Origin of the sequence: Nocardia sp. CA-119907, assembly GCF_050955995.1 — a bacterium.
GTDB lineage: Bacteria > Actinomycetota > Actinomycetes > Mycobacteriales > Mycobacteriaceae > Nocardia.
The window spans coordinates 7,320,576-7,337,583 of sequence record NZ_CP192091.1; the positions used below are offsets into that span (position 1 = coordinate 7,320,576).

The following is a 17,008-nucleotide window of genomic DNA, read 5'->3' on the forward strand; positions in this document are numbered from 1 at the left end:
TCACCTGAAGTACGAGACCCGCATCTACTGTCGCGCCATCGTCTACGTCATGGAGAACACAACGAACTCGGCCGGGACCGTGGGCGCGATGCCCATATCGCATTCGCATATCATCTGGCTATAACTGGCGACTCCGCAGCGGAACGGACATATCCCCAGAGAGGTGGCGCCGAGATATTCGTGAACCGGAGCGCGATCGACATCCTGTCCGGCGCCCCCCGCCCGACCCGCTCGCCCGATCGTCATGCGGTTTCGAAGCCCGTAATCGGAGGCGTCCCCAGGCCGCCCGCGCGATGGCCGGCTATGTGTGCGGTGAGCCACGGCAGCGCGGTGCGGATGTGCGCGACCGCGGCAGTGAGGTGTTCGAGTCCGCGATAGCCGCGGAAGGTCACATCGACGCCGAGGCGCGACCAGTCATCACGCAACCGAGGCGCCTGTCCGTAACCGACCGCCTGATCGGCACGGCCGTGGGTGAGCAGCACCGGCGCGGCCGGGGCCAGTGCACCGAGCCGGTTCTCGCGCATGCGGGCCAGCCAGTCGGGTTCGGTGAGCGGATCGGTGACGACATAGCGCGCCCGGTCGAATCTGTATGGCGTGCGGGCGATTATCTGTCCGACGATATGGGTGTCGATCAGCTTCGGATACATGCGATGGCCGTGATGGTTGAGGTAGCGCGCCAGCCGCAACTCGGGATAGGCGATATCGAGACCGACCGCCGCATACGCCTGCAGCCAGGCGAAGCGACCACCGGTCAGGAAGTCGGCGGCGTATTCGAGGTCGGCGCAGACACCGCCCACCGCGGCCGCGACCAGCGGAATGTCGGGCGCGTAGGCGGGCTGCAACTGCGCGGCCCAAGCGGCGGCGGTGCCACCCTCGGAGTATCCGAACAGCGCGGCAGGGCCGTCCTCGGCTAGTCCCGTGTCGGGGAGATTGCGCGCGGCCCGCATCGAATCGAGGACCGCGGGACCGAGGGCGCGGCCGACGATGTACGGGTGACCGCCGCCCGTACCGAGCCCGGGGTAGTCCGTCAGCGCGACCGCCCAGCCGCGCCCCAATATCCTTGTGATCAGCGGGGTTTCGTATTCCAGTCCGGCCAAAAGCTGCAGTGACGGCGCACAGTGCTGCGCATGCCCCTGAGTGCCGATGGCATAGCCGATCAACGGTCGCGGCCCCCGGTACGGCCGGTGCGGCACGAGCACGGTTCCGGACACCACGATCGGCGCACCCGTTGCCGAACTGCTGCGATACAGCACTCGCCAAGCCCGCACCCACAGCCGCACACCCGGCAGCAATTTCACTCGGACGGGCTCGGCCCGAAGCAGGTCACCGGGCCCGCCGTCGATCGACGACGGCGGGCGGTAGAACTCCTCGTGCTTGCGCGCTGATCCACGCAGGCTCAACGGGTTCGGGATCGTCGAGAGTCGCATCGTTGCACCTCCGATCGGGACTGCTGGAATTGTATTGAGCAGACTAACAGAATCCAGATACCAGTGGTATCTTGAATTCATGTCAAGGATGACGCGACCGGAAAGCCAGGCGCGAACGCGCGCCGACCTGGCCCGAACCGCCCGCGATCTGTTCATCGCCGACGGCATGGCGAATACCTCGCTGGCGCGAGTCGCCGAGGCGGCGGGCTACTCCAAGGGCGCGGTCTATTCCAACTTCCGCAATAAGAACGAGCTCTGCCTGGAAGTTCTCGAACTGATCCATACCGAGGCGCTCGCGGAGATCACCGCCGTGGCCGAGATGCGCGGTTCGGCCGAGGACCGTATCGCCGCATTGACGCAGTGGGCGCGCAAGCGCATCGACGATGTCGGATTCACCCGGCTCGAGTTCGAACTGACGCTGACCAGCCGTGATGATCCCCGGTTGCGCGACCAGATCGCGGCGAACCTGGCCGCGCTGCGGTCGGCGATCGCCGAGCTGCTGGCCGCCGTGACCGGCAGCGGCTCGTCCGACTTCTCGGCCGATACCGCGCAGGCCGTGTTCAGCATGGGCCTGGGGTTGAGCATCCAACGGACGATCGATCCGACGATCTCGACCGGTCCCGTCGCGAGGCTATTACCCGCTCTGCTCGCCGCGGCCAACGCCACCGAGTTGAAAACTGTTCAATCAAACGGACAGTCGCCCACCGATATTGAAAAGCGTTCAAAGCGCCGTCGCGGAACCGCACGCAGCGACGAATCACGCTCGGCCCTGCTGGATGCCGCCATCGAAGTATTCGGCTCGAAGCGTTTCGACGAGGTATCGACCACCGAGATCGCGCAGCGGGCAGGCACCGCGATAGGCCTGATCAACTATCACTTCGGCGGCAAGCGCGGCCTCTACCTCGCCGCGGCCGACGCCGTCTACGGCGACTTCTGGGATGTACTCCAAGCGCTGCGCGGACCGGCCGTTCCTCGCCTCATTCGCGGTCTCGACCTCTACATCGATCAGGCCGAAGCCAGGGAAGGCTCACCACTGGCGCTGTCGACGCAGGTGACCGACGAAGAGCTGCGGGCGATGCACCATCGGCACATCGATCGCTTCGTCACGGCGATGATGCAGGAACTCACCGGCGGCGCCGGTACCGCCCTCGCGCGTACGGCCATGGCAGGGTGGATGGCCTTCGTCGAAGGCGCCGTTGCCGATTGGCTGCGCACCCGCGACATCAGCCGCGTGCAACTGCGCGAACTGCTGGTCGCGAGCCTGTACACCATCGGACAGTCGATCCTCACGCTCGACCCCGGCACCCCACTGTCCTCCCGCGCGATCAATGCGCTCCTGGAGCACGCCCAACCCACGAAGCAGACGGAGCACCAAGAGTGACCACATCTCTCGATAACGGACCGAACAACTGGCTCGCGGCCGGACCGATAGGGCGCGGCGTCGCCTGGCTGGTGGGCCCGCGCGGGCTGCGCAACCCGGAACGGCTGCGCCGCGAGGTCGCGGGCACGATCGCGGTGGTGACCGGCGCGTCCTATGGTCTCGGCGAAGCGACCGCTCGAATGCTCGGCGCCGCGGGCGCCACCGTCGTCCTCGGGGCGCGGTCGGCGGAGCAACTGCAGACGATCGTGACCGAGATCAAGGCCGCGGGCGGCAGCGCTGTCGCCATCCCACTCGATCTCGCATCCGAGGATTCCATCAAATCCTTTGCCGATGAGGTGCTGACCCAGTTCGGCCACGTCGACTACCTCATGCACAACGCGGGCAAATCGCTGCGGCGGTCGATCCACCTGTCCTATGACCGGCCCAAGGATCTGAACACCACAACTTCGGCCAACTACCTCGGACCGATGCGGCTGACGCTGGCGCTGCTGCCGAGCATGCGCGCCCGCGGATCCGGCCACATCGTCAACGTCTCCACCGTGGCCGTCATGTTTCCGGTCACCCCGAAGTGGGGGTTCTATGTGTCATCGAAGGCGGCCTTCGACATCTGGATGCGTGCGGTCGGTATGGAGGCCCGCCCGGACGGCGTCACGCTGACGACCTTCTACGCCGGTTCGATGTTCACCCGAATGAGCGCACCCAGCGGCTGGATTTCCGCACTGCCCGGGCAGTCCGCCCGCCAGGCGGGGTATGTCATCGCCAAGGCGATCGTCAAGAAGCCGCGCACACTGACCCCGGTCTATGGCTGGCCACTCGCGGTGCTGGTGCCCTTGCTGCGCACCCCGATCGAACTGCTCACCACTTTCATCTACCGCTTCCTCGGCGACACGGCGGCCTCGCTGGCCAGCGTCGAGAAGGGGGACAACGATGTCGCCTGACCACACCGGCTTCCAATGGCGGAATGCGGTTGTCCCACTGGCGACTTCGGGTGCGCTGCGACCGGTCGGCATCACCACGGCGGTCCGGATCACCGATGCCGTCCGGCGATTCGGGCCCTCGATCGCCACAGTCATGGCGATATCGGCGGCCCGCTACGGCGATCGCCCCGCCGTCATCGACGAGCATGGTGCGATTACCTACCGACAGTTGCAGCGTCGCGCCGAAGCGATCGCCGCGGCATTGCACATCCGGCACCCGGGCGCGGCGACGATGGCCATCCTGTGCCGCAACCACCGTGGCTTCATCGAGGCGTCGGTGGTCGGCGCCCAACTCGGTTGCGAACTCGTCTTTCTCAATACCGATCTACCGCGAGCCCAGCTCGTCCAGATTCTCGAACGGCACCGTCCCGACATCCTGGTGCACGACCAGGAGTACGACGAAGCGATCGACGCCTCCAAATTTCCGGGCACCCGGGTTCGGGCCTGGCAGGACACCGAGGCACCGCTATCACTGGATTCCCTTGCCCAGCAGTCACATCCGGCCGCACCGCCGGTGCGTCACCCGGTGAAGATCACCCTGCTCACCTCGGGCACCACCGGACTCGCCAAAGGCGTGTCCCGGCCGCTGCGCCAGCGCACGGTGCTGGAGATGGTCGCCACCGCGATGTCGGCCACCCGATTCAACTCCCGCGACGTGATCGTGATGGCCCCACCGTTCTTCCACGGTTTCGGACTGGCCATCATGGTGGGCGCGCTGGCCCTCGGCGCGACGGTGATCACGCACCGGCGCTTCGACGCCGAGCAGGCACTCGCCGATGTGCAGAACCATCGCGCCACGGTGTTCGTCGGGGTACCGGTGATGGTGCAGCGCCTGGTGGCGATACCGGAACAGCGGCGTCGCGAATTCCGCACCGGCTCACTGCGTTTGGCGGTCACCGGAGCGGCGCCGATCGCGCCGGCGACGATCAGCCAGTTCATCGCTGCCTTCGGTCCCATCCTGGTGAACGGTTACGGCTCCACCGAGGCCGGCGTGGTCTCGATCGCCACCACCGAGGATCTGGCCGAATCACCGAAGACCGCGGGACGCCCCGCCATCGGCGTCTCGGTGCGCATCCTGCGCGCGGACCGCACCCCCGCCGCGATCGGCGAAACCGGCAGCATCTTCGTGCGCGGCGGACTCGGCTACCACGGTTATGTATCCGACGGAAAGTCGAAGACCCCCACGAAGGAAGTGGTCGACGGCTACGTGAACACCGGGGATATGGGACATCTCGACGCCCGAGGCCGGATCTACGTCGACGGCCGCGACGACGACATGATCGTCTCCGGCGGTGAGAACATCTACCCCAAGGAGGTCGAGGATGTCATCGCCGAACACCCTGCCGTCACCGACGTCGTCGTAATCGGCGTTCCGCACCCCGAATTCGGACAAGTGCTGCGCGCCTACTACGTCACCGCCGCCGGTCACACCCCACCCACCGCCGACGAACTCAAAACGCACATCCGCGAGCGACTCGAACGCTATAAGGTGCCCAAGGAATTCATTGCGCTCGAACAGATTCCGCGCAATCCGAGCGGCAAGATCCTGCGCCGCGAGCTGGAAAGTCACAGCAGAACCATCGCTGGATAGCAGTGCGCGCGGGCACATCGCACCACCACGATCGTCGGCTACTCCCCCAGCATCTGCCGCCGTGCCCGAATACCAACCGCAGCCGCGCGCGGTTGGTGAGCGCGGCTGGTCGATGATGCGATTGTTTGTCTGCTGAACGCGTTCACCAATCGTGCTTCGGTATCAGCTCTGCCTTTGCTTCTGCGAGGAGGTCGCATTGGAGGGACGAGCAGTGAGCCCACCAGTCAGGGTGGGTCACCGGGTCCCGAACGACGTCGTGCAATCCCCGTGCATGGGCAACTACCCTGTCCCGCAATGCATCCGAACAGATGATCTCGACCCGCTTCTCTGCCAGCCAGACGCTTTCGATGAGTCGCTTCAGATCGGCGGGGGTACCTCCGTGCTCTCGGATGTCGAGTTCTCCCTGCAGTCGCTGTGCTGACTCGAGGTAGTCGATGATCGCCGACTTCACCTCCTCTCTGCGGGCAAGGCGACTCTCCGCGAGGAACTGGAGCTTCGCCGCACGCGCCGAACTCCGTTGCACCATAAGCGTTGCCGATGCGCCGAGCCCCGCGCCGAACAGTGGCAGCAGGCCGGTAACCAACGTTGAGACAACCCCTGTCGACATGACTCAATTCTGAACGTACGGCTCCAGCACCGGCGGCGAGATCGATGATCTTGCGAGTGGCTCGAGCGACCCGGACGGAAGACGGGGCCAGCCCGCGCGGCCACCGCCCAATTGCGCATCACTGATGGGCCATGGTGAGACCGATTTCGCTGATTCGGAACTCACCGGTAGTGACCTCGACGGCAGTGTCGGTGAAGCGGCGGGCGCCCAGTGTGGTCGTCAGGAATTCGCGCACCGAAGCGGGTTCGGTGGCAAGCGAATTCAGTACCTGTTCGGGGACTTCGATGGTGCCGTCGAAATGCCTCGACTGCGTGCTGATTCCCGATTGCTGCGGTGACTGCCGCAACCCGTCGACGGTGTGCAGAACGAGCTCCAGGCGGGAGCCGTCGCTGAAACTCAGCCGCAGCGGCGTGGGAGTGACCGCGACATCGAAGGATTCGATGCGTGCGGTCCACCCGGCGGCCGACGTTCCGGCATACGAATCGCCTGTGGGCGAGGCGGACTCGTCGATGGTCCGGTCCGCGACGGAATTGTCGAGCCGATGCCCGGTCAGCGGCTGATCGGTGGTAACGAAGGTCCATGCGGGGGCGGTGAGCGTTTTCGTCCAATAGCCCGTGCGGTTGCCGCTGACTCCCTCCACGCGCAGTTCACGTGCGTCCGATCCGATGCCGGTTTTGTGCACGGAGACGCGGTCGGTGATATCGCCGGGGATCTTGGGTTGGCGTACCCACTCGGGGGCCGGAAGTTGGATCGCGGCGTAATGGCTGTCGACGCGTTCGGACAACATGTCCGCTGCCGCGGGCAGCCCCCGCTGATCGTCGTAGGAGTAGCGGAAGAAGACCTTGTCCGCGCCGGAGATGTCGAAGTCGTACAGCCGGGTGTAGAGGTCACCGAAGCGGTTGACCACCAATGTCGTCGATCCGCTTGTGGACAGCGCGACGGCCCGGAATCGCCCGCGGGCCGGGGTGGCCATTTCGTAGCTGTGGTCGGCGGGCAGCCATGGGTCGATATATCGGATACGGCGGCCGCCATCGGTCAGTGCGAAGACATGCGAGACCTTCGCGCCGCCGACGGAATGATCATTGTCGGCGGTGTCGCGCCAGTGCCGGTCCTCGTTCGGCGACAGCACCGACCAACTCCAGTCGAGGGTGCCCGCAGGCAACGTATTGCCCGGACCGGTCCACAGCGGGTTGCCGTAGCGGCTGCTCCAGTTCCAGTCGTTCGGTGCGCTCGTCGCGTGGTCCATGGTGACGAATCGGCCGTCGCGATCGATGGCCATGACCTCGTCGTCATCGGCGGAGACGCCCGAGATTCGGCCCTCGAGGCAGCTGGGCAGCGGCAGGTGCCGCCACCCGCCGCTCACCGCGGCCTCTTTGACATAGATATGACCATCGCGAGCCGCGAAAGACCAACGGCGATTGAATGATTCAGTGGAACCGCGGAGGTGTACCTCGGCGGGCAGTGGGGTCTCCGCGCTAGGCATCGCGTCGAGTCCGGCGTTGCTCTCGTCCTCGGCCACTTCGGGTGTCCCCACCGTGCCGAGCAGCGTGCAGCTACCGGTATCGGCGCTCGCACCAGGATTCGCCGTAAGACTCGCGACTATCAGTCCCGCAACAGCAGCGAGAACAGCCTTGTTGTTCGCGCGCACGTTCACAGCCACCCCAGTGCTCCGAAGACGATGATCGCCGTAGCGTCCACACCCAGGATCGCGCCTACGGCAAGTGCTTTGGCGCGCACCGTGACCAGGTCGTGGACCCAGAAGCAGGCGGCGAAGAACGGAACGTATCCGATCAAGAAAATGAGAAGCGGAAAGCTCGCCTGCCACCAGGACCAATCCCAGGTGAGCACACCGATCTTGTTGAGCAGCACCTCGACCAGCACGGCCGCGGCCGAGTTCACCGCGACGAGCACCGGCCGGTTCGGCACTCCGAGAATGCGGGTCTGCTTGGGTGGCAACATCTTCGCCGCCGCCACGCCCATGATCGCGAACATGAAACAGATCTCGATATTGAGGCCGATGAGCAGCTGATACGCCGTCGGCCCGCTCGCGCCCCAGACTGGTGCGCGACCGGTGGCATGGAAGACCACGGAGTTCCATATCTCGTTGAACCCGTCCACACCCCACAGCGCGAGCCCAGCGAAGAACACATTCCAATTCCGCCGCTCGACCTCGGTGGCGTACACGTAGATCACAACGAGCAGCAGCGGAATGACGTACCACTTGAACTGGCTGCTGTCTCGAACCAACTGAAGAGCCGCCTGGGCATGCTCGGTCATCAGCGTCCGCCACCTTCCTGAACCACGAACGCCCGAAGCATGTTACAACTCGACATAAAATGTCAACCTGTAATGCCGACCAGCGCAGCTGACACCCCTCGACAATCCGACGTGCAAGCTGCGGACAAGCGCGCACGAACGGCCGCCATCCGTGGCCATGGTGGAACCACCGCACCGCCCTCGGTCACCCCGTCAGCATCGCCATACGAGCCGAGTGCACGCCCGAAATCCATTGGCACAGCGATGAAGTGACCAGATGCGGTGCCAGATGCCGACCAGTCCGGTGACGCAGTGGAGTTGCAATACGGTGCGAGACCGCGCATGCGGCAAGGTCTTGCTCGTGTCCGCCGACCCGAGCAACTATTGGCCGGTCTGCTCCGGCAAGTAATGAATAGTGGCACGGATAGGAGAGTTCTCGGCCGAACACCGTGCGGTGTATCTAAGCTGTGCCCGGTCGAGACAACCGACACGATTGCCCAGAATGTTGTTCGCCGAAGGATTCCATTGTTGGATCGCGCGCCGTACCGAACATTTGTCCGAGCCGAGGGAATTGCCGGCCATCAGCCAACGCATCGGTTCGTCGTTGCGACTCCCGCGGCATTAATTGATCACACCAGACGGCGGATCTCGGAACTCCACACGATCATGCGGGCGGCTGTTCGAGATGCGCGAAGCGACACAGATGACCTGAACGATATTCTCAGCAGTATCGATCCAGCACAACGGGCAGATCTGCTGGCGACCTATCGTCGAAACCGCATCCAGGATATTCGGACACTGGCAACTGGCCTCTTTCGCATACATGTCGTTATGGCCGCGTACTCGATGACCATGCCGGTCCTGCTCGCTGGTGTAGCCTTCGGTGTACTTCTTGTTTCGAGATCGGTACACCAGGCTGCCGCGAGTTACCTCGGATTCAACATCGGCCTCGCGTTTCCGGTCGTATCCCGCGCAGCCATCCGGCGCGTCCACGGCGTTTCGTTCATCATCGAACTCGCGGTGGTGCTCGGATGGAGCACGGTGTGCCTCACCTATGCCATACGTGTCGGCATCCAGTTGGAGCGTCACGACGCAATGAGCCTTCTGAACACGGCCGTACTCTCTGCGGGGGTCAGCAACCTGATGGTGTTGGCGGCATTCGGTTCGATGTTCTATCTCACCCTCGGGATGCGCCGAAGGCTCGATTCACACAATCCGATCGATACGCTCTGCCGACGACTGCTCGCGGCATGCCGAATCATCAGGACCCCCGCGCGATTCCGACTTGTCGCCGAACGCGAGACGGCCATCTCCCTGATCGTCATCTCGGCAGGCTCGATCCGGGATTTGCTGCCGGGTCGTTCGGTTCTACCCGATACCGCCAGTCGCGCCGTTGTGCAACAGAGGCAAGCCAGCGCTGCCGCATTCGTCCGCTCACTTGCTGTTTGGGTGGGTTTACCGAGAGCCGATACGCCCGCGTTCCTCACCGCCGAGTTGCACACTTTGATCCGGACTGTCTTCCTGGCCCAGTTCGATAACCTGCCTCGGCACGAGGAAGCCATCCAGATTCCATTTCGCGACCGCGCTGGCTATCTCCTGCGAGAGCTCGTGATTGCACTGACGCCGCTGAGCGCTACCGTTGTCGTCGGCGCGACAGAATTGGACGTACCTGCCGCGCTGCTCGGGGGATTAGTTCCCTTTTCCATCCTCTGGGCGGTGGTCGGCCTTGCGAGGGTTCTCGATCCACGGTTGGGGGACAAGATCGCTCTGTCCAAGGATCTGCTCGCTGTGTTGCCCAGTCTGCGTGGGGGTCCGGTCCAATAGTGTTGCGGCGCAGATCTACTCGACTATCTGCTCGGGGTCGGTTGGCGCGCGGAGTTGGTCTACGCGGCGGATGGTGAGGATGGTGATGAACATGCCGACTGCGCCGAGCGGCCAACCCATGGCCAGGCGGGCTATCGCGAGCCAGAGATCGGCGCCTGTGCGGTAGAAGTGGGATTGGACGGCGAAGCGTCCACCGTAGATGAGAGCCCATACGGCGGTGGCGATGTCGTATCGGTGGATGATTGCGCTGTTGCTGCGCCAGGCGATGCCGCCTCCGGCCAGGGCGGACCAGATGATGCCGACCATGGGGAGTCGCACGAGAATGGATGCCGTGAAGATCGCGCAGTACAGGAGGCTGCCGTAGATTCCGTACAGAAAATAGGCTCGGGCTGAACCGGTCACGTACGCGGTGGCGGCGCAGATGCCCACCCCGATCAGGCCGAGCATGGCGCCCCGCCATGAATCCCGGAGACGCAGTCGCCACAGGAAGATCAGGGTGGCTGCGGAAATCGCGACCACGACGGCGGGCACCAAGCCCAGTGTCAGGTTCACGATTATGAAGACGATGGTCGGCAGGCTGGAATAGACCAGCCCTGCCAGTCCGCCCATGCGCTCGTAAACGCGAGCGAGCGCATTCCGCTGGTGCGATCGCATCGATCAGCCCGCCGGAAGAAAGCGGTCACCCTCGACCCGCACGAAATGCCTCGGCACACCGAGGGACAGGAAGACATCGGGCACCGCGAAGCGGTTCAGTTCGATGCCCAGCGCCGGTCCGAACGCGGTCACACACGTCCAGTGCTCCCGTCGCGGCGACCAGTGCGGCACCCGACCCCATCGGTAAGTGAGCCCGCCGACGAGGCATGTCGCGTAGTCGTATCGGCGACATGCCGAAAGCTCGCCGATATCCATCCGGCACTCCAATGCGACTGTCGCGCAACCCAGGGAAGCATGCAAATAGTGCTCGACGGGGGCCAGGGTGAACCCGCCGGGACCGAACGCTGCCGCGCGATCGACGCAACCGTCGACAACGGCGATAGCGTGCCCGTACCGGCTACCGGACACGCTGCGCACCAGGCGATTCGGACGAGCCGGTGTAGCAGTCAGCAGCATCGTCGTGCCGCCCCTGCCCCGAAACCACCGAACGATATCCGGTATCGAGGTGGCTCGTTGATCGTCGCTCGACCGATACGTCGTCACGAGGCCGGCCTACCGATGCCGCACAACGCGGCCTCGATATCCGCCGTCGTCGTATACCTGTTGACCTGCCGCACACCAATCGGATGCAACCCACACGCGTGCGCAACGAACGACGTGCACGTATACCGGTCGCCGCGGATCGGCTGATACGGCAGTGCCTGCCCGGCCAACAGGAACGGAATACCGCGCGACAACGCACCCCAGTCATAGGTCGTGCCCTGACCCGCCGCCGCGGCAACCACCCGCATATCGACTGGTGCGCAACCGATCTCGCATACCTCGAACATTCGCTTGTCGAAAATCGGCCGAGGCCGGACCTTCAGTCCCGACGTCATATATGTGTATGTGACGCCGTCCACTTCGAGGGACGCATGGGAGTATCGGGTCCGGCACATCGTCGCGAAGGCCGTGCTGACAATGCTGACACGCCGCGGATTCCAGGGCCGCGGGCTCTGGCTGAGCAAGACCGTGGCCAAGGTGCTCAATCCGACCTGCTCAGCTCCGCCGCCCGCGCCGCGCAACTCGACGCTATATCGGCGAACGGCTTCCATCCTGCCCCGACCGCTAGCTCCGCGGATTCTCGGAATGCGGTCGCGGCCAACTGGTGGCAATGCGCGTCGACCTCCAGTAGGCGAATGAGTCCGCCCATGTCCTCCACCGTCAAATCCGGGGCGGTCGGTGAAACTCCTGCGAGTTCAGCCGCTTTGGCGATGGGATAGGTGATGTTCGCGGACGCGAAATCTTCGGCGTAGTCGTGGACATCGTCCTCCAGTTGGAGTCCGACCGCCAACAATTGGAGGCTGCAATAGAACTCTTGACGGTTGAAGGTCGGCCCATCCGGCGACAACACATCCGCCAGATCGAACAGCACCATCAGCGGGCCGGACTTATCCCCCAAGGCCAAGATATCGTCGCTGCCGAAAACATGACCGCTTCGCGCACGTTCGCGCTCGCGCTCACGCGCCGCGACGAAACGCCGGTAGTAGTCCTGCCGATAGCCGTTCAACGTGCGCAGCGCCGGACCGGCCAACCGTGCGAGCCGTTCCTCGTATCGCTCGGCCAGCGGCGCGAGGAGCAGCGCATCATCGGAGGTCATGGCCAACTCATCGACATGCCAATCCACCAGCCGGTGGAACGCGTGCCCATATCCGGCGCATACCGCCATATCGAACAGGGTTGCCTCGCCGACACCACGCTCAGCCGCCATCTGCATCGGAAGAAGGAAATAGCCACTCTCCACGCCGAACAGTTCGATTCGACTGGTGGGCAACGCCGCACCGTACCGCGAATGAACTTCCTGCTGCAGATAGGAAACTATCGTCGCGCCGGTGAAAGGCAATCCCTGCCCCACCGAAGGTGTTCTGCTCACCAGTTGTTGTCCGGCGTCATCCGCGGCATCATCGGACGCCCGGTGCGGCGCCGTTCCCGCACATCGGTCACCGCATCACTTTCTTCCTTCAATTCGGTGACTGCGGCCTCGAACATGTCGACGAAACGTCCTTTGGCCTCTCGCACTTTCACATTGCTTTGCACAGCTACTCCTCATCAGGTCGAACTCGGTCATCGACAATGAAACGCGACCTGATAGCGGGAATGATGCTGAACAACGACCGTGTGCCAATTTTGACTCCGGAATCCGCGGGCGAGCAGGATCTGGACATGCGGCTTCAGCACCGAGCAAGATTCTGCACCGAACCGGACGTCCAGCATGTCCTGTCTGTCCCGAATGAGAGAGCGCGGGATGTGGTGGCCGCGCGAATACCCCGACAGCCGCGAGACTTTAACGCCCGGTGAACTGGGCGGGGCGGCGCTCCAGGAACGACAGCATGCCTTCTTTGGCGTCGTCGCTGGTGGAGAGGCGGCGCAGCTCGTCTCGGATCGCGTCGCCCGCGACAACCTCGCCGTCGGTGAGTGCGAGCCGAGCCGAGGCCATGGTCGCTCGGATTCCGAGAGGGGCTTGCTCGCTGATTCGTTCCGCCAGTTCGATTGCGCGGCTGAGCTGTTGGCCGGTTTCGACGACCTCCTGGACGAGCCCCAATCGCAATGCTTCGTTCGCGTCGAACGAATCTCCGGTGAGCAGCCAGCGCATCGCGTTGCCCCAGCCGGCTTCCCGCGGCAGCCGGTAGGTGGCGCCCCCGAGCGGGAAGATTCCGCGTTGCACCTCCATCTGGGCGAATTGGGCGTTGGCGGCGGCGATTCGGACGTCGGCTGCCAGCAGCAGTTCGATACCGATCGTCATGGACCATCCGTGCACGGCGGCGACGACCGGAGTCGTTCGTGCGGGGCCGGTGGTGGAGACCGGGTTGCATTCGTCTTCGGCCCAATCGACAGTGTCGTCGACGATCTGGGGCAGCACATCGGCGAGATCGAGTCCGCCGGTGAAGTTGTCGCCGTTGCCGTAGAGGACACCGCAGCGCAGGTCCTCGTCGGTGTCGAGCACGTAGTATGCGTTGCCGAGCGCCCGCAGCAGGTCCATAGTGAACGCGTTACGTTTGGCGGGCCGGTTCAGGCCCATCAGCAGCACGCGACCCGACTTCTCGACGCTGAGGACCTTGCAGGGCCGCAAATTCTTGATCAATGCCTGAACTCCTGTCGTGGCGTTCGCCGCAGCCCGGCGCGCACCGTTGTTTCCTGGTCGAGCAGAACAGCGGGTGGTCCCGCCACAGCCAGAGCGACCAATTCGCCATCGCGGTCGACGCTACGCAGCACGAAGGTCACTGATGCGACATGGCAAGCAACGTTTGCGACATATCCGTGCGCGGATTCCTCACCGCGTTCGATGCCATCGCGGGAAGTACGCCGCGGCGACCGAACCAGCACTCCCAAAAGTCGACCTGGACAATCGATACCGGATCAGTTGCTCGAATATCCCTATGCGACAAGGGCTTACACGGATGGTCATGGTGTTGTCCCACGGCGGTGGCCGTTCGGCCGGCAGCGAGGTTGTGCGCTCAGTCGTGGGAGACGACCGACGGTTCCGCTTCCGCGGTGTCGCGGCCTTGGCTGGTGTTGAGCGCCTTACGCAGCGCGGTGGTGCTCTGATAACCGACCATCGGCGCGATCTTGGCGAGGGTGAGGTTGGTGGTGCGCTGCAGGTGGCGAGCCCGTTCGGCGCGCATCTGTTGGATGAGCGCGTTGGGGGTGGTGCCCAGCCGCTGCCGGACATGGCGTTCGAGTGTGCGGCGGGTCGTGCCGATGGCCGCCGCGCCGTCGGCAACCGAGATCGGTTCGGCCAGGTGTAGCCGCGCCCAGGTTTCGAAGTCGGTGATCAGCCGATCGGCAGTCGACAGGTAACCCAGCACGGATTCGACGCTGCGGGCCGGACGCTGGTCGATGAGCAGTGTCGCGGCCGTGAACTCGGCCAGCTGCGAACTGACCCGGGCGACGAGGTTGATCGCCAGGTCGATATGAGCGAACGCCGCGCCCGCGGTGGTGATGTGCCCGTCCTGGACCACCATTCGGGACATATCGAGATCAACCCGCGGATAGCGCCGCTGGAATTCGGCGCTGAGCCACCAACTGGTGGTAGCCCGGCGCCCGTTGAGGATCCCCGACTCCGCGAGCAGCAGTGTGCCGGTACAGGCGGCCGCGAGCTGACGCCCTTCCTCGGCCCAGTCCCGCAGTCGAGCGCGTAAACCGGAGATGTCGGGACGCATCAACGCATCGATCACACCGGGCGGACTGTTCGCGCCGATCGCGGGCACGACGAGCACGTCGAGTTGATCCATCCGAGCATCGTCGAAGGTGAAGTCGATCGGGACCAGGAGCCCGCCCTGCGTGGGCACCGGCGTCGGAGCGGCCGCGACGACCTGTACCGAGATTGCGGGAATGTCGCGATCGACGCGTTCACGGGCCGCCTCGGCGGTCCGCAGCACATCCAGCACAGTGGTCAGGCCGGAGTCCCAGCCGCCCGTGATCGCGGCAACACCGATCCTCATGTCGCAAAGAGTAGTTCTTTTGTCGCAATCGTGATTATTCGCGCTCCTAGAGTCACGGTCATGACAACGAGCACCAACACAGCGATCCTGGTCACCTTCACCACCGCTGACGGCAAGGCCGACGCGTTCGCTGAAATCCTCGACCGTGCCCTGCCGCACATCCGGGCCGAAGACGGGACGACGGTGTGGCTGGCGGGCCGGTCGGCGACCGAGCCGTCGACGTTCCATCTGGTCGATGTCTTCGTCTCCCCCGAGGCGCAGCAGGACCACATGGCCGGTCAGGCCGCGAAGCTGATCCTCGGCGAGGGCGCCGAACTGCTCGCCGAACCTCCGGTCGTGTCGCCACTGTCGGTGATCGCGGTCAAGAACGAGTCGGCGTGATCCACGCCGTCGCAGTCGCGGCCGCGCCGAACGTGGCCGCCCGAGATGAGGAGCGCGGGATGAAAGCCGTTGTCGGCCGGACCGAAAGCCACTATCGACAAACCAACGAAACTCCCGGAGTGATCCACGGCTGGGAAGACGGTCTGCGGACCGGCGCGGCCGATGGGACCTTCGAGTGGTGGTACTTCGATGGCCACCTCGACGATGGTTCGGTCCTGACCATCGAGTTCCACACCAAACCCCCCTCTGTGTCACCCAAGGCACCCCTGACCCCGTTCGTGCTGGTGACATTGACCCGCGCCGACAGCAGTCGGCTCGAGAAGACCTACCTCGGAAAGCCGACGGCGTTCTCCGCCGCGACCGACGCCTGTGATGTGCGCATCGGCCCCAACGTGTTTCGCATCGAGGACCGGCATTACGAGATCCACGTCGAGCTCGACGAGTTCACCGTGGACCTCACCCTCACGCCACAGGTGCCGCCGTGGCGGCCGGAGTCGGGCTTCCTGTACTTCGGCGCCGATGAGGAGCATTACATCGCTTGGCTGCCGGTCGTGGCGCGTGGTGCGGTCGAGGCCACCCTGACCGTCGACGGTCATACCACCGCACTGAGTGGGCTCGGCTATCACGACCACAACTGGGGCAATATCGCCCCGCGCAAGGTTCTCGACCATTGGTATTGGGGCAGAGCGCTTCTGGGCGACTACACCATCGTGTCACTGACCTTCGTTGTCAACGACAATTACGGCGGCACAACGGTTCCCGTGCTGCTGATCGCCAGAGGCAGCGAGATCGTGGCGGCCAGAGTGGGCGACGGCGTCGAGGTGGTCACCGCCGACCGGTCGATCCATCCCGACAGCGGTGTGCCGGTCGACCGGCGCGTGCAGTACTCGATCGAGGAATCCGGTACCACCTACACCGTCACGTTCCGCTACACCGCGGACATTTTCCGGATCGATTTCGGCCGACACGGCGCCTACCACCGGTTCCTCGGCGATGTCGATCTCATCGAAACCCGCGACGGTCACGCCGAAGCGTTCAGCGCGAAGACCGTGTGGGAACTGCTGTATTTCGGTGAACGCTCCCACCCACCGGTGGATGTGACACCGGTCAGCGACGAGCGGCCCCTCATCATCGGCCACCAGGCCTGACCGGCAGACCGACCCGCAGTCAGCGAGAGCGCTGCCGTCGACAACCCCGGCGCAACATCACCGCAGTCGATGGGCGTGCACGCGCCTATCGACTGCGGTGAACTCGGGAGAACGAACGAACGCAGCAACCGAGCATCGACGACCGAATCGCCACGGCCGCAGGTGAAGTCGTCATCGAACGCGGTCATCGCCCACGCCACGATCATTCGTCCTGAAATGACAGCGCGTCACGACTTCGGGCACAACGCGTGCCCGCACCGAGACCTCTACACCGGCAAAGG

17 protein-coding genes are annotated in these 17,008 nt (G+C 64.4%); 6 read left to right on the forward strand and 11 right to left on the reverse strand.

Translation table 11 applies throughout. The features are described from left to right. Positions 1-242: 242 nt before the first annotated feature. Positions 243-1,427: a lipase family protein gene (locus ACQP2D_RS32785; protein WP_433679776.1), complete on the reverse strand. Its 1,185-nt coding sequence runs from the start codon at positions 1,425-1,427 to the stop codon at positions 243-245. Here ACQP2D_RS32785 and ACQP2D_RS32790 point away from each other — a divergent pair. From ACQP2D_RS32790 to ACQP2D_RS32800, 3 genes are read left to right on the forward strand one after another with little or no spacing between them, the layout of a single operon-like run. Next, positions 1,375-2,808, forward strand: a complete 1,434-nt coding sequence (locus tag ACQP2D_RS32790) for a TetR family transcriptional regulator (protein WP_433679777.1) — start codon at positions 1,375-1,377, stop codon at positions 2,806-2,808. The two genes, ACQP2D_RS32785 and ACQP2D_RS32790, sit on opposite strands and share 53 nt — an antisense overlap. Beyond that, positions 2,805-3,746: an SDR family NAD(P)-dependent oxidoreductase gene (locus ACQP2D_RS32795; RefSeq protein ID WP_433679778.1), complete on the forward strand. Its 942-nt coding sequence runs from the start codon at positions 2,805-2,807 to the stop codon at positions 3,744-3,746. The genes ACQP2D_RS32790 and ACQP2D_RS32795 overlap by 4 nt, the downstream gene beginning before the upstream one ends. Then, positions 3,736-5,376, forward strand: coding sequence for an AMP-binding protein (locus ACQP2D_RS32800; protein ID WP_433679779.1), 1,641 nt, complete (start codon positions 3,736-3,738; stop codon positions 5,374-5,376). The genes ACQP2D_RS32795 and ACQP2D_RS32800 overlap by 11 nt, the downstream gene beginning before the upstream one ends. A 142-nt stretch (positions 5,377-5,518) precedes the next feature. Here ACQP2D_RS32800 and ACQP2D_RS32805 read toward each other — a convergent pair whose 3' ends face one another. The 3 genes from ACQP2D_RS32805 to ACQP2D_RS32815 form a co-directional block, all read right to left on the reverse strand. Beyond that, complete coding sequence (locus ACQP2D_RS32805) at positions 5,519-5,983, reverse strand: hypothetical protein (RefSeq protein ID WP_433679780.1); 465 nt, start codon at positions 5,981-5,983, stop codon at positions 5,519-5,521. Positions 5,984-6,101: 118 nt separating this feature from the next. Further along, positions 6,102-7,643 (reverse strand): hypothetical protein, encoded by a 1,542-nt coding sequence (locus ACQP2D_RS32810; RefSeq protein ID WP_433679781.1) that lies wholly within the window; start codon positions 7,641-7,643, stop codon positions 6,102-6,104. Beyond that, positions 7,634-8,260 (reverse strand): hypothetical protein, encoded by a 627-nt coding sequence (locus ACQP2D_RS32815; protein ID WP_433679782.1) that lies wholly within the window; start codon positions 8,258-8,260, stop codon positions 7,634-7,636. Before ACQP2D_RS32815 ends, ACQP2D_RS32810 begins: the two co-directional genes overlap by 10 nt. Before the next feature lie 507 nt (positions 8,261-8,767). Here ACQP2D_RS32815 and ACQP2D_RS32820 point away from each other — a divergent pair. Continuing rightward, complete coding sequence (locus tag ACQP2D_RS32820) at positions 8,768-10,063, forward strand: hypothetical protein (protein ID WP_433679783.1); 1,296 nt, start codon at positions 8,768-8,770, stop codon at positions 10,061-10,063. A 15-nt stretch (positions 10,064-10,078) separates the two neighbouring features. On the opposite strand, the gene ACQP2D_RS32825 is transcribed toward ACQP2D_RS32820, so the two are convergent. From ACQP2D_RS32825 to ACQP2D_RS32855, 7 genes are all read right to left on the reverse strand, one after another. Next, positions 10,079-10,672 carry a DUF3159 domain-containing protein gene (locus ACQP2D_RS32825; protein WP_433679784.1) on the reverse strand — a complete coding sequence of 198 codons (594 nt, stop codon included), beginning with the start codon at positions 10,670-10,672 and terminating at the stop codon, positions 10,079-10,081. Positions 10,673-10,720: 48 nt separating this feature from the next. Further along, positions 10,721-11,125, reverse strand: coding sequence for a hypothetical protein (locus ACQP2D_RS32830; protein ID WP_433679785.1), 405 nt, complete (start codon positions 11,123-11,125; stop codon positions 10,721-10,723). Between the two features lie 131 nt (positions 11,126-11,256). Further along, a complete protein-coding gene (locus ACQP2D_RS32835; RefSeq protein WP_433679786.1) occupies positions 11,257-11,595 on the reverse strand; it encodes a hypothetical protein in 339 nt (112 codons plus the stop codon). Between the two features lie 146 nt (positions 11,596-11,741). Further along, positions 11,742-12,530 carry a hypothetical protein gene (locus ACQP2D_RS32840; RefSeq protein ID WP_433679787.1) on the reverse strand — a complete coding sequence of 263 codons (789 nt, stop codon included), beginning with the start codon at positions 12,528-12,530 and terminating at the stop codon, positions 11,742-11,744. Between the two features lie 95 nt (positions 12,531-12,625). Next, positions 12,626-12,793 (reverse strand): hypothetical protein, encoded by a 168-nt coding sequence (locus ACQP2D_RS32845; RefSeq protein ID WP_433679789.1) that lies wholly within the window; start codon positions 12,791-12,793, stop codon positions 12,626-12,628. A gap of 247 nt (positions 12,794-13,040) precedes the next feature. After that, positions 13,041-13,838, reverse strand: coding sequence for a crotonase/enoyl-CoA hydratase family protein (locus ACQP2D_RS32850; protein WP_433679790.1), 798 nt, complete (start codon positions 13,836-13,838; stop codon positions 13,041-13,043). 373 nt (positions 13,839-14,211) lie between these two features. Further along, entirely contained in the window at positions 14,212-15,198 is a 987-nt protein-coding gene (locus ACQP2D_RS32855) for a GlxA family transcriptional regulator (protein WP_433679792.1), read from the reverse strand. A gap of 60 nt (positions 15,199-15,258) precedes the next feature. Here ACQP2D_RS32855 and ACQP2D_RS32860 point away from each other — a divergent pair, with 60 nt between their 5' ends. Both ACQP2D_RS32860 and ACQP2D_RS32865 read left to right on the forward strand, forming a co-directional pair. Continuing rightward, positions 15,259-15,579 (forward strand): putative quinol monooxygenase, encoded by a 321-nt coding sequence (locus ACQP2D_RS32860; RefSeq protein ID WP_433679793.1) that lies wholly within the window; start codon positions 15,259-15,261, stop codon positions 15,577-15,579. A 59-nt stretch (positions 15,580-15,638) separates the two neighbouring features. Continuing rightward, positions 15,639-16,727, forward strand: coding sequence for a lipocalin-like domain-containing protein (locus tag ACQP2D_RS32865; RefSeq protein WP_433679794.1), 1,089 nt, complete (start codon positions 15,639-15,641; stop codon positions 16,725-16,727). Positions 16,728-17,008 lie beyond the last annotated feature (281 nt).

Bases quoted from the DNA above. Each gene is read 5' to 3' on its own strand.
- ACQP2D_RS32860 (WP_433679793.1), top strand. From the start codon at position 15,259: ATGACAACGAGCACCAACACAGCGATCCTGGTCACCTTCACCACCGCT.
- ACQP2D_RS32825 (WP_433679784.1), bottom strand. From the start codon at position 10,672: ATGGGCGGACTGGCAGGGCTGGTCTATTCCAGCCTGCCGACCATCGTC.
- ACQP2D_RS32835 (WP_433679786.1), bottom strand. From the start codon at position 11,595: ATGACGTCGGGACTGAAGGTCCGGCCTCGGCCGATTTTCGACAAGCGA.
- ACQP2D_RS32855 (WP_433679792.1), bottom strand. From the start codon at position 15,198: ATGAGGATCGGTGTTGCCGCGATCACGGGCGGCTGGGACTCCGGCCTG.
- ACQP2D_RS32865 (WP_433679794.1), top strand. From the start codon at position 15,639: ATGAAAGCCGTTGTCGGCCGGACCGAAAGCCACTATCGACAAACCAAC.
- ACQP2D_RS32785 (WP_433679776.1), bottom strand. From the start codon at position 1,427: ATGCGACTCTCGACGATCCCGAACCCGTTGAGCCTGCGTGGATCAGCG.
- ACQP2D_RS32815 (WP_433679782.1), bottom strand. From the start codon at position 8,260: ATGACCGAGCATGCCCAGGCGGCTCTTCAGTTGGTTCGAGACAGCAGC.
- ACQP2D_RS32805 (WP_433679780.1), bottom strand. From the start codon at position 5,983: ATGTCGACAGGGGTTGTCTCAACGTTGGTTACCGGCCTGCTGCCACTG.
- ACQP2D_RS32800 (WP_433679779.1), top strand. From the start codon at position 3,736: ATGTCGCCTGACCACACCGGCTTCCAATGGCGGAATGCGGTTGTCCCA.